The organism is Pseudarthrobacter sp. IC2-21, assembly GCF_034048115.1.
Classification (GTDB): Bacteria; Actinomycetota; Actinomycetes; order Actinomycetales; family Micrococcaceae; genus Arthrobacter; species Arthrobacter naphthalenicus.
On the sequence record NZ_CP139145.1, the window covers coordinates 4,227,465 to 4,241,863 of the forward strand.

General features: G+C 65.5%; 10 protein-coding genes. 3 read left to right on the forward strand and 7 right to left on the reverse strand.

Features of this window, described 5'->3' with window-relative positions:
- Positions 1–30 precede the first annotated feature (30 nt).
- The 7 genes from SBP01_RS19585 to SBP01_RS19615 form a co-directional block, all read right to left on the reverse strand.
- Positions 31–1,713: an ATP-binding cassette domain-containing protein gene (locus SBP01_RS19585; protein WP_320537007.1), complete on the reverse strand. Its 1,683-nt coding sequence runs from the start codon at positions 1,711–1,713 to the stop codon at positions 31–33.
- A gap of 34 nt (positions 1,714–1,747) precedes the next feature.
- On the reverse strand, positions 1,748–3,733 hold the full coding sequence (locus SBP01_RS19590) for a penicillin-binding transpeptidase domain-containing protein (protein WP_320537008.1): 1,986 nt from the start codon (positions 3,731–3,733) through the stop codon (positions 1,748–1,750).
- Positions 3,734–3,817: 84 nt separating this feature from the next.
- Entirely contained in the window at positions 3,818–5,263 is a 1,446-nt protein-coding gene (locus SBP01_RS19595; RefSeq protein WP_320537009.1) for an NAD(P)/FAD-dependent oxidoreductase, read from the reverse strand.
- Positions 5,256–6,722 carry a glycosyltransferase family 87 protein gene (locus tag SBP01_RS19600; protein ID WP_320537010.1) on the reverse strand — a complete coding sequence of 489 codons (1,467 nt, stop codon included), beginning with the start codon at positions 6,720–6,722 and terminating at the stop codon, positions 5,256–5,258. Before SBP01_RS19600 ends, SBP01_RS19595 begins: the two co-directional genes overlap by 8 nt.
- A gap of 62 nt (positions 6,723–6,784) precedes the next feature.
- Complete coding sequence (locus SBP01_RS19605) at positions 6,785–6,961, reverse strand: hypothetical protein (RefSeq protein WP_320537011.1); 177 nt, start codon at positions 6,959–6,961, stop codon at positions 6,785–6,787.
- Positions 6,962–7,495: 534 nt separating this feature from the next.
- Positions 7,496–8,080, reverse strand: coding sequence for a histidine phosphatase family protein (locus SBP01_RS19610; protein ID WP_275212975.1), 585 nt, complete (start codon positions 8,078–8,080; stop codon positions 7,496–7,498).
- Positions 8,077–9,585 (reverse strand): CCA tRNA nucleotidyltransferase, encoded by a 1,509-nt coding sequence (locus SBP01_RS19615; protein ID WP_320537012.1) that lies wholly within the window; start codon positions 9,583–9,585, stop codon positions 8,077–8,079. The genes SBP01_RS19610 and SBP01_RS19615 overlap by 4 nt, the downstream gene beginning before the upstream one ends.
- A gap of 207 nt (positions 9,586–9,792) precedes the next feature.
- On the opposite strand from SBP01_RS19615, the gene SBP01_RS19620 reads away from it, so the two are divergent.
- The 3 genes from SBP01_RS19620 to SBP01_RS19630 all read left to right on the forward strand — a co-directional run bounded on the left by SBP01_RS19620 (position 9,793) and on the right by SBP01_RS19630 (position 14,386).
- Complete coding sequence (locus SBP01_RS19620; protein ID WP_275213141.1) at positions 9,793–10,293, forward strand: NUDIX hydrolase; 501 nt, start codon at positions 9,793–9,795, stop codon at positions 10,291–10,293.
- A 90-nt stretch (positions 10,294–10,383) separates the two neighbouring features.
- Positions 10,384–12,564 carry a murein biosynthesis integral membrane protein MurJ gene (gene murJ, locus SBP01_RS19625; protein WP_320537013.1) on the forward strand — a complete coding sequence of 727 codons (2,181 nt, stop codon included), beginning with the start codon at positions 10,384–10,386 and terminating at the stop codon, positions 12,562–12,564.
- A 181-nt stretch (positions 12,565–12,745) separates the two neighbouring features.
- A complete protein-coding gene (locus SBP01_RS19630; RefSeq protein ID WP_320537014.1) occupies positions 12,746–14,386 on the forward strand; it encodes an ABC transporter substrate-binding protein in 1,641 nt (546 codons plus the stop codon).
- Positions 14,387–14,399 lie beyond the last annotated feature (13 nt).

A 14,399-nucleotide genomic window follows, 5' to 3' on the forward strand; every position in this document is an offset into this window, starting at 1 on the left:
GGGTGGGGCCGACGGCGGAGGGCCGGAGGGTCAGCGGGCGCGCTCGACCCGCTTTTCGTCCCAGACCGGCTCGGCGGATTCGTAGACCTTGCCGTCGGAACCAAACACCAGGAAGCGGTCGAAAGTGCGAGCGAACCAGCGATCGTGCGTCACGGCCAGGACGGTCCCCTCGAAGTGGTCAATGGCCTTCTCCAGCGCCTCGGCCGAGTGCAGGTCCAGGTTGTCCGTGGGTTCGTCCAGCAGCAACAACGTGGCTCCCGAGAGCTGCAGCAGCAGGATCTGGAACCGCGCCTGCTGGCCACCGGAGAGGGACTCGTACTTCTGCTCCGACTGCCCGGCCAGGCCGTATCCGTCCAGCGCACCGGCAGCAGCCTCACGGCCGAGCCCGGAGCGGTGTTCGTCGCCGCGGTGCAGGATTTCCAGCAGGGTTTTGCCGAGCAGGTCCGGCCGGACGTGGGTCTGGGCGAAGAAACCGGGCCGGATGCGGGCGCCGAGTTTCACGGTGCCCTCGTGGGGCACTTCGGCGATGTCGACGTCGGAAACGGGCAGATGCTCACGCTCCGGGTCGGTCCCGCCGGTGGCGAGCAGCCGCAGGAAGTGGCTCTTGCCTGACCCGTTGGAGCCGAGGACGCCAACGCGGTCGCCGAACCAGACCTCCGTGGAGAACGGTTTCATCAGCCCGGTGAGTTCAAGCTGCTCCGCCACGATGGCGCGCTTGGCGGTGCGGCCGCCCTTGAGCCGCATCTGCACGTTTTGTTCGATAGGCAGCGCCTCGGGCGGCCCCACTTCCAGGAATTTGGCCAGTCGGGTTTGCGCTGCGTGGTACCGGTTGGCCATGTCGGAGCGGAAAGCAGCCTTGTTTTTGTACATGTTGACGAGTTCCTTGAGCTTGACGTGCTCCTCGTCCCAGCGTTTGCGCAGCTCTTCGAAGCGCGCGTTCCGGTCGGCGCGGGCGTCCACGTAGGAGCCGAAGCCGCCGCCGTGGACCCACGCGCCGGCACCGTTGATCCCCGGTTCGAGGGTCACGATCCGGCCGGCGGCGTTGTTGAGCAGTTCGCGGTCGTGGCTGATGAAGAAGACCGTCTTCTTGGACTCGTTCAGCTTGTCCTCGAGCCAGCGCTTGCCGGGCACGTCGAGGTAGTTGTCCGGTTCGTCCAGGAGCAGGAGGTCGTCAGGACCGGCGAACAGTGCCTCGAGGACCAGACGCTTCTGCTCACCGCCGGAAAGGCTCGACGCCGGGCGGTGCTGGGCGCGGTCGAAGGGGAGTCCCAGCGCGGCCATGCACACCTCGTCCCAGACGGTTTCGACGTCGTAGCCGCCAGCGTCACCCCAGTCCACAACAGCCTGGGCGTACCGCATCTGGGAGGGCTCGTCGTCGAGCTCCACCATGGCGAGCTCAGCCTCGTCCACCTCGCGGGCGGCGGCCGCCAGGGCGGGCGGTGCAGCCGATACCAGCAGGTCCCGGACGGTGGAATCGTCCCGGACCTGGCCCACGAACTGGCGCATGATGCCCATGTTTCCAGAGCGTCCAATAACCCCTTCGTCCGGGACAAGATCGCCTGAGATGATCCGGAACAGCGTGGTCTTGCCGGTGCCGTTGGGCCCGATCAGCGCAGTTTTGGTGCCGTCCGGGACCTTGAAGGTCACGCCGTTCAGGAGTTGGGTGCCGTCGGAAAGGAAGTAGTCGATGCCGGAAACGTCAATATGAGCCACGTGCTCAATCTTCCCATGCCGGCCCGGTACTGGGTCAGCCGGCTGTGGTCAGGAACTGTTTGAGCAGCGGCCCGGACGTGGTCGCGCCCAACCCGCCGTCTTCGACAAACACGGCCACAGCGAGGTCGCCGTGGACGGCCACAATCCAGGCGTGCGTCTTGGGCGGTGTTTCCTTGCCGTACTCCGCGGTGCCGGTCTTGGCGCCCACCGGGGCTCCGGGCACGCTGGCCAGGAAACCGGCGTGGCCGGAGGTCACCACTGCGCGCATCATGTCGGAGAGTGCCGCGGCTTCCTCGGCTGTGATCGGTTTGCCTGATGCCTGCGCCGGGGCCTCGGGCGTGATGCTCGACGACGGCGACGCTGCTTCCGCTGTCGGTTCACCGGGGGTGCCTCCCGCGGCGCCGGCGTCCGGGTTCAGGACCAGCTGCGGTGAAACGGGGGAGCCCTTGGCTACGGAACCCGCCATCATGGCCGCAGCCAGCGGGGACATCAGCACCTTGCCCTGGCCGATCATGGACGCCGCGTGTTCGGTGCCGCCTGCCTCGCCGGGAACGGAACCCAGGAACGCCGCGGCACCCAACTTCGGGGCTTCGACGGCCACACCCATGGCCACCGCGGCCGCCTCAAGCTGGGCTTGCGTGACTTTGTCCCGCGCTGCGATGAACGCCGTGTTGCAGGAGTGGGCGAAGGCATCGCGGAGGGTTACCGATCCGAGCGAACTTTCCGGGTAGCCTTCCGAGTTTTTGAAGGTGCGGCCGTCCACCTCGAGGGTGGGGGTGCACTCCACCTTTGAATCGGGTGTCAGTCCGTTACGGAACATTGCCAGCGAATCGACCATCTTGAAGATCGAGCCGGGTGCGTACTGGCCCAGCATCGCGGTGTTATACCCATTGCTTCCCGGCCCCGAAGCGGCCGCCAGGACCGCGCCTGAGGAGGGTCGGAGTGCCACGATGGCCGAGGCCGGCCCCACGCCGGCCAACGTGCTCTCCGCCAGGGCCTGGAGGGTGGGGTCGAGGGTGGTCTTCAGCGGCGTGCCCGGCTTGGGTGCGGTTTGGAACACCACGCGGCGGGGATCAGTGCCCGCGGCGTTGATCTGTTCGCGGGTGAGGTCTGCCCTGTGTGCACGGACCACCACGGCGTCGGTTCCGCGGAGCTGGGCGTCGTATTGTTGCTGGAGCCCGCCGATGCCCGTCACGTCGCCCGCGCTCAGCGCCCCGGCCGAGGCTTCAATCTGTTCTGCACTGGCCTCGCCCACGGAACCGAGGACTGCCCGTGCGAAGCTACGGCTCGGAGCCAGCGGCTGGCTTTCCTTGATGGCCCGGCCACCGGGGATCGCCGCGATCTGCTCGTCGGTTATGTTGCGGCCTTCTTCACGCAGGGTGATGGCCGGGACAAAGGCCTGGGCGCCGGCCGCCGAAACCTGCTGTGTGTAGGCTGCGGCATCCACACCCACCAGTTCCGCCAACTTGGTGGCGGACGCGGCCGGATCTGCCGCGCCGAGCAGTGGTTTGTCGATGCCGACTTTGACCACCGGGCGGTATGTAACCAGCTTCGCGTCGCCGGCGCCGAGGATGTCTGCCCGCGGAGGCGACTGCGTGCCCTTGGTGAGGATCTCACCCTCAGCGAGCTCCGGGACCAGCGATGACGGGTTCCATGCGGTGAGCCACTTGTCCCCGGACTTCTTAAACTCAGCGTAGGTGGTGTACTTCCACTCGCCTGAGCCGATCTTCCAGGTGTAGTTGAGCGGAACGGTGGCGGTGTTGCCCTCGAGTGACAGTTCCCCGGTTTCCACGGCGGGCCTGTCCGGGTCAAGAGATTTGAAGATGTCCTGAACCTGCTGCTTGGCCACGCCGGAGTCTTTGCCGTCAAAGGCGACGGGGCTGACGTCGAGCACGGACACCGCGGCCGCGAACTGTTTGGCCGCGGCCACGGCACCCCCTCTGCCGTCGTCGCAGGACACCAGGGAGGCGCCGAGAATGAGACCAGCTATGGCAAGTGAAAGTTTCTTTGAGTTCCCCACGGCGTTATTATGCCCCGTTTTGTCATGGGGTTGACCATCCGCGATACATCCCTGCGGAAGCCCGTTCACCACGCCAGGCCCGAACTACGGCTGAAGCCCGAGCGGCGGCACGTCAAGGCCGAATATGTCCTTTAGTGCATGTTTAGCAGCGAAGAATCCCGGCATCCCTGTGACGCCCGGGCCCGGCGGCGTGGAGGACGAGCACAAATACACTCCCCGCAGGGGTGTCCGCCAGGGAATTGGGGACACAACGGGCCTTTGAAGAAGCCCGCGAACGTCCATGATGCCCGCGCTGAAGTCCCCGCCGATGTAGTTCCGGTTGTAACTTGCCAGTTCGGCCGCCGTGGTCACGTGGGTTTGCACCACCACGTCCCGGAACCCTGGCGCGAAACGTTCAATTTGGTTGGTCACCGCCTCGCCCATATCCCGCGTGGAGCCTGCGGGGACGTGGCAATAGGCCCACAGAATGTGGCGCCCTGCGGGGGCCCGGCTGCTGTCGAACCGGGAGGGCTGCGCCGCCAGGACGTAGGGACGCTCAGGATGCTTCCCCGCGGAAACCTCGTTCTCGGCCCGAGACATTTCCTTCCGCGTGCCGCCTACATGCACTGTGCCGGCGTCAGCCAGCTCGGCAGCAGCCCACGGAACCGGCCCGGACAGGATGTAATCCACCTTGCAGGAACCATTCCCGTAGCGGAATGCCTCGAGGGAGCGCCGGTATTTTGCGGGCATGCTCTCCCCGGCAATCTCAAGCAGTCCCCGGGGTGCAACGTCCAGCAGGACTGCACGCGCCCCACCGAGTTGCCGGAGGCTATCGATGGGTTCCCCGGTACGGATTACACCACCGTGGGCCCGGATGTCCGCCGCGAGGGCCTCGGCAATAGCAGCCGAACCCCCTTGGGGAATGGGCCATCCCTGCGCATGGGCCAGAGCGGTGAGCATCAGGCCCGCCCCCGCCGCCGCCAATGACGGCAGATGCGAAACAGCGTGTGCCGCAACACCACTCAGCAGGGCCGGCGCCAGTTCCTCCCGGAAGCGGGCGTTCCACAGCGGAGTCCCCTGTTCGAATGTCCGCAGCCCAAAGAGTGCAGCCGCCACTGGATCCCTCGGGATCCTCAGTAACTGGTGCTGGGTGGCGTCCATGACGCCGTCGATGCGGCTCACCAGGGGAGCGAGCAGCTTCCCGTACGCCGCGCCGTCGCGGCCGAGTGCCTCGACGGTGCGCTCCAGCGAGTGATAGCCGAGCGCAGCCCTCCCGCCATCGAGCGGTGAACCGAACCCGAGCTCCGGAACCACCAGCTTGATCCTGCGCTCCAGTTCGAAATCGCGGAAGAAGGTGGATGCCAGGGCCATGGGATGCACCGCCGAGCAAATGTCATGCAGGTGGCCCGGTTGCATCAGTTCGGTGGTGCGGGTACCTCCGCCGATCGTCCCCGCAGCTTCCAGGACTTCTACTGACAGCCCGGCCCGGGCCATCACTGCGGCTGCGGCGAGTCCGTTGGGACCGGAACCTACGACGGCGACATCAGCCATGGTGCTTCGCCCTTCCGGTGAGGATTGCTTTCGAGGGATTCAGGGGAGTAAGGCGCAACCGGTCCGGCAACCCGTTGAACGGACCTCCATGCGGGTCATCGAGATGGTGCCTGCGCACAGGATCGTAGTTCGGATCATAGATGTCCCAAACCACCCGACCCATCAAATATGCAGTTACGAGCATATGTGCTGCCACCGCCAGAACGTAGTAGGGCATGTCAATGTTGTGTTGCGTGGGACCTTGACTCGAAACCTGTGCGAGGTACATCCACACCGCAGCCCAATAGAGGCCTTCGATCCCCTGCCACACCAGAAAGTCGCGCCACCGCGGCCTGGCCAGCGCCACCAGCGGAATGAGCCAGAGCACGAACTGCGGGGAGTACACCTTGTTTGTCAGAATGAGGGCGCCCACCAGCAGGAACGCGAGCTGCGCCAGCCGCGGGCGCCGGGGAGCCGTCAGGGCAATGTAGGCGACAGCTGCGCAGGCCAGCAGGAAGAGGGCCAGGGCCAGAACGTTGACGGCACCCGGGTCAAGAACGGGCCAGCGCAGGCGGCGTGCCGCCAGATTGTAGGCAAACCACGCCGAGCCGTAGCCCGCCTCCCGGGACACCGGGAATCCGAGAGAGTACGTCCAGCCGGCGGGATTGGCCAGCGCAACGGGAATGTTGACCGTCACCCAGGCGGCCGCGGCTGTTCCCGCGGTCAGAAAGAATGCCCTGAGCCGGCCGGTGCGGAGGGAGAGCAGGAAGACGGCGGCCAGAACCAGGGCGGCGTAGGGCTTGGCTGCTGCGGCGAGCCCGATCAGCACGCCGGCCAGCACCAGCCGTTCCCGCGCGAAACACAGCATCCCTACAGCAAGCAGGCCTGTCGCCCACAGGTCCCAGCTAACGGTTCCGGCGAGCACAATGCCCGGCGCGAGCGCCACCATGGCCGCATCCCAAGGGCGCCGTTGTGACAGTCGGGCCGTGGCCAGGACTGCAACGATCCACAGGGCTGCTATCAGGGCGGCATTAACGTCAAAATAGCCGAGGGTGCGGCTATCAGTGACACCTTGACCGGGGATGAGCCAGGCGGTGACGGCGGCAATAAAACCGGTGAGGACCGGATACTCGAAGAGATGGCCCGGGCTGAGGAAGGCGAACGGGTCCTCTCCGAGGGACCGGTTCCGGAAGAGGTCGGGGAAATCCGAATAGCAGGTGGAATAGAACTGGCCCGGGCTCTGCCAGCCGTTGACACGGCAGTAGCCCTTGATCACCAGAGCGCACAGAGCGGCCAGCACTGTCAGGATGATCAGGACCCGTTCCACGGTAAACACCCCGGGGGAGACGATGCCGGGCGCCGACCGGGCGCCCATGGGCCCGCCAATCAGTTCCGTGAAGTTCTTCAGCAACAGGTCACTGCGGCTGGGAACAACCAGGCGGGCACGCTGTGGGCGCGCCGGCGGCTTCGTCTCCTGCATGCCCCTGAGCTTACCGGGACAGGGCCCGTGCGGGCGGGTGCCGTTTTGCTTCGGCCCCCGCCTCAGCGCAGCCCGGCCGTCTGCTGGTGCACCAGCGCGTAGGCATCTTCCCGGTGTTGGTTCAACAGTTCAACATTGAATTCGCGGCGCCCGGTTCGGACTGGGAAGCGAAGCAGAAACAACGCCTTTTTGATCTTTTTTATCAAAGCACTCACCTCCTTTCCGGGGGAAATGGGCATGGCAATTAGCGCCAATGAGGCTCGCTTCAGTATTGGCGGTAATGAGGCACAGGAATGCCCGGGCTAATTAGCGGATCGCAAATGCGAATGTTCGGGTGAAATGACGGCAGACGGCAGGCGGCTGTGAAAGGAACGACACCAGGTGTTTTGCTGTCACCGCCGGCCCGGCAGTAAAGGGAGTCCCGGTAAACGGAGTCCTGGCAGTAAGAGAGCGCCGAGGCGGGTGGTATCCAGGTCCCGAACTGCCGCCATGCGGCGGTCAGGCGGGGCTAGGAGGCAACGACTCCAGAAAAACGGCGCGCAGCAGCAGCGAAGGCCGGGGTGGCGGTGATGGTCATCTTCCATCCGCTAGTCAAAGTAATCATTTCTCCCAACCTCCTTTTCTGTCAGCCGTTGCTCCAGCAGACTGGCCTGGCAACGGGCGCCGTGCCCCGGCGGAATCGCTCTGGGGCTGAAAATAAAAATACCCTACCTTCGTCGCTGTCCGCCAGTTAATTCCGGAAAGATTCTAAATAAATTTCAGGAAAGGCCTGGTTAGAGTCCCCAGCGCACAATAGCTGGTGTCTTTTTGTCCCATCCAAGGGTGCACACTTTGGCCGTGCCCAGAATAAAGTGGCGGCCTTCGGTGGGGGCCAATTCAAGCCAGCGCGCCGTGAGGATCCGGGAGAAATGTCCGTGGGCCACAATCAGCACGTTGTCGAGTCCGGATTCCAGCACGCGGGCAACAATCTTGTCCGCGCGGGCCGCCACCTCGTCCAGGGATTCTCCGTTGGGCACGCCGTGGGTCCAGATGAGGTAATCCGGGTTGTCCTTTCGGATGAGGTCCGAGCTGATGCCCTCGTAGTCCCCGTAGTTCCATTCCACCGCGAGCGGCTCGTGCTGCGCATCGGGGAAGCCGGCAAGTTCAGCCGTGCGCCTTGCCCGGCGCAGCGGTGACGTCAGGACGAGGTCGAAGTCCACCTGGTCCAGGATTTTCCGGGCTTCCACGGCCTGCTGCTCGCCTTCGACCGTCAAGGGGAGGTCGGTGAGCCCGGTGTATTGCCCGCTTTTTGACCATTCCGTCTCGCCGTGGCGCAGGATCCAAAGCTGGGGGCGGGGCGCGGTGTTCGGGTCAGTCATTTGGACTCCTCAGTGGGGGAAAGTTCGACGCCGGCAGCCGGCTCTGGTTCTTCTGCAGGCGAAGGTGCCGCTTCGGGCTGCTGTGCCCACCACGCGAGCAGCCTGGCTTCGGCCTCCTCCGCCTGCAGCGGGCCATGCTCCATCCGTTCCTCCAGCAGGAACTTGTACGCACGGCCCACCACGGGACCAGGTTTGAGCCCAAGGAGGGCCATGATCTGTGCTCCGTCCAAATCCGGGCGGACTGCCTCCAGGGATTCCCGTTCGCGCAATGCGGCGATCCGGTCTTCCAGGTCGTCGTAGGCGAAGGCGAGCCGTTCAGCCTTGCGCTGGTTACGGGTGGTGACGTCCGATCGGGTCAGCCGGTGCAGCCGCTCCAGCAGGGGACCGGCGTCCGTGACGTAGCGGCGGACGGCAGAGTCGCTCCAGCCGGCCTCGCCGTAACCGTAAAAGCGCATGTGCAGTTCCACCAGCCGGGCCACGGCCTTGATGGTGTCGTTGTCGAAGCGCAGGGCCTTCATCCGCTTGGCGGTGAGTTTGGATCCCACCATGTCGTGGTGGCGGAAGCTCACCGCACCGCCCGGTTCGAAGCGGCGCGTAGCCGGCTTGCCGACGTCGTGCATTAACGCTGCGAACCGCAGCACGAAGTCGGGACCCGGCACCGCGCCGTCGGCGTCTGTTTCCAGGCCGGCCGCCTGCTCCAGCACCTGCAGCGAGTGCTGATAGACATCCTTATGGCGGTGGTGCTCATCCGATTCGAGGCGCAGTGCGGACACTTCCGGCAGGACGAACTCGGCGAGACCGGTCTCAACCAGCAGGTCCACGCCAGTCCGGGGAGCGGCGCCACAGATGAGTTTGATCAGCTCGTCCCGGACGCGTTCGGCAGAAATGATGGTGATGCGTTCGGCCATCCCAACCATGGCCACGCGAACGTCCGGGTGGACCGAAATGCCCAGTTGTGAGGCGAACCGGGCGGCGCGCATCATGCGGAGGGGGTCGTCGGAGAAGGAGTCTTCAGGGGAACCAGGCGTTGCCAGCACCGAGGAGTGGAGGTCCCGCACGCCGCCGAACGGGTCAACGAGTTCAAGGGAGGGCAGGCGGAGGGCCATCGCGTTGATGGTGAAGTCCCGGCGCAGCAGGTCATCGGTCAGTGAGGTGCCGAAAGCCACGACCGGCTTGCGCGACTCAGGATCGTACGCCTCGGCCCGGTACGTGGTGATCTCAATCTGGAAGCCGGACTTCCGCATGCCGATCGTCCCGAAGGCGCGGCCAATTTCCCAGAAGTTGTCTGCCCACTTCTTAATCAGGGCAACTGTCTGGTCCGGGGTGGCGTCCGTGGTGAAGTCAAGGTCCAGCGACGCGCGTCCCAGGAACAGGTCCCGCACCGGACCGCCCACAAGGGACAGTTCGTGTCCGGCATCAACGAAGCGCTGGCCGAGCTCCAGGACCACCGGGTCCACCTGGAAATCGACGGTGTGGGAATCAGTCTTGTGATGTGCGTGCGCCATAGTTACTTAAGCTTGTCAGAAACCTGCGGCTTAGCAGGCCAAAATCTGCTCAAGATCACCCCGATTCGCGTAGCGGCGCCCAAAGTGAGTCATGTCCGGTCCATCTTGATGTCATGTTCCGGTCATCAAGAACGGGCAAGAGTCGTTAGAGTGGACTGCATGGCCCATCCCGTACCGAGCGCTCCCGGCAGGAGGACAAGCGCACCGTTGCCGTCGGCAATCGGTGCCCACGTCGCGCCCGCCCTGCACTCGGCGCCGGCCTCGCTTCCCACCGTGGAGGAAATCTCCGCCGGAGGCGTCGTGGTGGACACGTCCGACGCCGAACTGAGGGTGGCCATTATCGCGCGCCTTAACAGGGGCGGACGGTTGGAGTGGTGCCTGCCGAAGGGCCACCCCGAGGGCGACGAAAACAACGAGCAGGCGGCCGTCCGTGAGATTGCCGAGGAAACCGGCATTGAGGGCGACATCCTGGCCCCGCTGGGCAGCATCGACTACTGGTTCACTGTCAGCGGGCACCGCGTCCACAAGACAGTGCACCATTACCTGCTGCGTGCCACGGGCGGGGAGCTCACCATTGAAAACGATCCTGACCATGAAGCCGTGGATGTGGCGTGGGTGCCCATCCGGGAACTCGCACGGAAGCTGTCCTTTCCCAATGAGCGCCGCATCGCGGACCTTGCCCGGGACGTCCTCCCCGAACACCTCTAAGGCCTTCGCCGCAGGCCAGGGCCGGCCGATGCTCTGGAGCGGGACGCTCCGGTGCCTAACAAACAGCGTCCGGGTGAGACGATGAACTCGATGTCAGCTTCCAATCCTCCCTCCAATAGCGCAAGCCGCACGGGTTCCACCGGACCGGCAGCCGGACCGGGTGTTCCTGCCGAACCAATCGTGCCTGCCGAACCGAGTGTTCCTGCGGAACCGAAAGTGCCCGCCGGCGCGAGCGAAACCCGCTCCAGCGCCATCATGGCGGCCGGCACCCTGGTTTCGCGCTTCCTCGGCTTCGGCAAGACCTGGATGCTGGGTGCCGCCCTGGGCCTCGGCTCCACGGTCAATGACACGTTCATCAACGCGAACAACCTGCCCAACCTGATCTTCCTGCTGGTGGCCGGAGGCGTGTTCAACGCCGTGCTGGTGCCGCAGATCATCAAGGCAAGCAAGGCCCCCGACAGGGGAGCGGACTACATCAGCCGGCTGCTGACGCTGGCCGTGCTCCTGCTTCTGGGCCTGACGGCCCTGGTCACGCTCGCCGCGCCCTGGGTCATTGAGCTGACCACCCAGGGCTACTCACCCCAGCAGCAGGCCCTCGCGGTGTCCTTTGCCTTCTGGTGCCTGCCGCAGATCTTCTTCTACGGCCTGTACGCCCTGCTCACGCAGGTCCTCAACGCCAACGGCGCCTTCGGGCCGGCCATGTGGGCGCCCATCCTGAACAACGTGGTGGGCATCGCCGGGCTGGGCATGTTCATCTGGATCTTCGGCCAGAACGCCGTCAACCCGCATAACCTCGACACCTGGACTTCCACCCAGACCCTGCTCGTGGCAGGGTTCTCCACCATCGGGGTGATCGCCCAGACCGCCATCCTGCTGGTCCCGGTCTTCCGCCTGAAACTTGGCCTCCGGCCGAAATTCGGGTGGCGCGGAGTGGGGCTCGGCCAGGCAGCAAAGCTGAGTGTCTGGACACTCCTGACCGCCGCCGTCGGGCAGTTGGCCTTCCTGTATGTCATGCGTATCGCCACCATTCCCGGTGCCGAGCGCCTGCGGCTGAAGGAGGCGGGGGACCCGGCCGCCCAGATGCTGCCCGGCAACGCCGTGCTCGAGGTGGCCAGCCAGCTGTATCTGCTGCCGCACTCGATCATTGCGCTTTCGCTCGCCACGGTCCTTTTCAACCGGATGACCCGCGCCTCCCAGGACGGCAACCGCAACGAACTGCGCGATGCGCTTTCGCACGGGCTCCGCACCATGGCCGTAGCCACGGTCTTTGGTGCACTGGCGCTCTTTGCCTTGGCCGGACCGCTGGGCATGTTCTTCTCCGGCGGACTCCGGCAGGACGGGGTCATGCTGGCCCAGACGCTCACCATCCTGGCGCTGAGCACTCCGTTCATGAGCGCAAACTTCATGATGTCGCGCGTTTTCTACGCCAACGAGGATGCCCGCACCCCGTTCTACGTCCAGCTCCTGCTGGCGGTGGTCTACGTGGCAGGCGCCTTTGCCATCCAGTTCATGCCCGTGGGCCAGATCATCTACGCGATCGCCATCCTCTACATGGTGGGCAACATCCTCTCCGTGGTCATCAGCGCCTACTTCCTGCGCCGGCTGCTCGGCCACCTCGACGGTCCGCGCATCGCCAACTCCTACATCCGGATGGGCTATGCAGCGCTCGGCTCGGCTGTTGCCGGTGCCGGCGCCCTCTGGCTGATGGGCAGCTACAGCGCAGACGGCTTTGCCTGGAGCGACCGGATCGCCGCCCTGGTGACCCTGATCGTGGTCGGACCCATCATGCTGGTGGTCTACGTCTTCCTGCTGAAGATCTTCCACGTCTCCGAACTCCGCGATCTGCTGCGTCCCCTGCTCGGGCGGCTGGGGCGCGGCGGAACCGGACCGTCGGACACAACGGGGGGCACGCCGTCGTCGTCCGCTTCCGGTTCCGGTTCCGGTTCCGGTTCCGGTGCGGAACGTCCGACGCCGGAACGCGCCACGGTCTCGGTGGATACCGGTCTCATTCCGCGCATCTCGGGCGAATTCGACGCCACCTCGTTCCGCGCGGGGCCGGCACCCGAACGCCAGGCACCTGCGGCCCGCACGGCGGTCTCCCCGGAACAGGGCACCGAACCCTCAGGTGAATATCTGCCGGCCGAAGACGTTCCCGCCACCGCACGCGGCGGCCTGCTGCGCGAAGAGATTCCGCTACCCGGCCGGCGCACCTTCCAGGGGCAGCCCGGCAGGAACCCGCATTTCAGGCCCCGCCGGCCCCGTAAAAAGTAATCTCAGCGGCGTCACCGGCTGCCTGTCGCCCGCGGCGGCCATGGCCAATCGGCTAGGATCGAACCTGAACAGGGGTATTTGCGGCCAGGTGTAATCCGGCTAGCCGGCCGGCGTTTGTCCGGCTCCGGCCGGCAATGGATTCGTCGACGCCACCAATGCCCGGACAGCCTAGGAGGAACACGTGTCCCACCCGATCGACGTTGGATCAGTACTCGGCGGCCGCTACAAGGTCACTGCCACGGTACTGACCTCACACGACCAGGATCTGGTGCTGGACGGGGTGGACCAGGTGCTCAACCGTCCGGTCAGCATTCTGGTCGCCGGCCCGGACAACACCGAGCAGGTGGCCCAAAGTGCCCGCGAGGTGGCTACCGGTGAGCGTCCCGGCAGTGTGCAGGTCCTTGACCTCGGCGTCACCGAAGCAGCCACGTACCTCATTACCAACCACACGTCCGCGGCGGATCTGCTCGACCTCGTGGTTGCCTCTGATGCCCCCTACGTTGAACCGTTTTTCACGGACACCCTGGGCAGCGAAATTTTCGGCCAGCCACGGTCGCATGAGCCCGAGCCTTATGACGACGAAGAAAATGTCGACGCCGGCTACATCAATTACGCGGACACTCACCCCCCGCAGGTGGACCCTTACCGGTCGGCACCCAACGTCCCGCCCGTAGTTCCGGCCCGGCCCCCGATTCGGCCGGCCACACGCCCTGCTGCCGGCGCCCCGCGTGGCGCCGGGCCTGCCGCAGGTTCGGCTGGTGCGGCTGCGGCGGGCGCGGCTGGGGCGGCTGCCGGCATTGCCGGTGGTGCGGCCGCTTCGCGCCAGCAGGAAACGGCTCCGCAGCAGGTCCAGCCCGCCGACCAGCAGCCTATTTCCGGGACGGGACGTGGAACCGGCACGGGTGTTGTGCCCCGGGCCGGCGCTACAGGCGGCCAGCCGGACCACCGGACCGGGGCGGACAAACCAAAGGTTTCGCTGTGGTCCGAGGACGACTATTCCGCCGAAGACCAGGACACCGGCCAAGGCGATGCCGTGAAGCCCGAGCCCACAAAACAGTCCAACCGTTCGGCTGTGGCCTTCCCGTCGCTGGCCCGTAAAACCGCTCCGGCGGCTGCCGCGGTACCCCCCACTGACGATTCCAGCGACTACTACGAAGATGATGAGCCGGAGCGAGAGCCCCGGTCCATGCGGTGGCTCGTGGGCGGCCTGCTTGCAGTGGTATTGATCGCGGGGCTGGTGTTCGCCCTCACCAATCTGGGCAGCCTCTTCAACGGAGGCCCCCAGGCCAACCCGTCACCCGTAGCCACCGGGACCCCGGCTCCTGATACGGGCACCCCGACTCCGAACGCCAGTTCCTCAGCACCGCCGGCGGTGCCGCCTGCGATCGAGAACATCACCCGCCAGGGTAATTTCGATTTCGCAGCCACCTACGATGTGGATCTTGTGAAGGCATTTGATGGCAACGCTGCCAGCTACTGGTCCGACATGGAGTTTGCCACGGAAGCCTGGGGCGGACTCGCCCCCGACGGCGTGCCGTTGTTCGTGAAGTTGAAGAGCCCGGCAACGGTTTCATCCGTCACGCTGACCCAGCTCGGAGCATCCGGCGGCAACCTCAGTGTCTACACGAACGATCGTCCGTCGCTGGACGGTGCCAAACTGGTGGGAACCAACAGCTTCACCTCCACCGACCTGACCATGCCCCTGGCCGAACCGGTCAAGGCGCAGTATGTAATTGTTTCCATCAAGACGCTACCCAGGCTGGCTGCACCGAAGACCCGCTACGGCTACGGGATCCGATTGGCGGAAATCAAGGTTCAATAGCGGAACCGCGGGC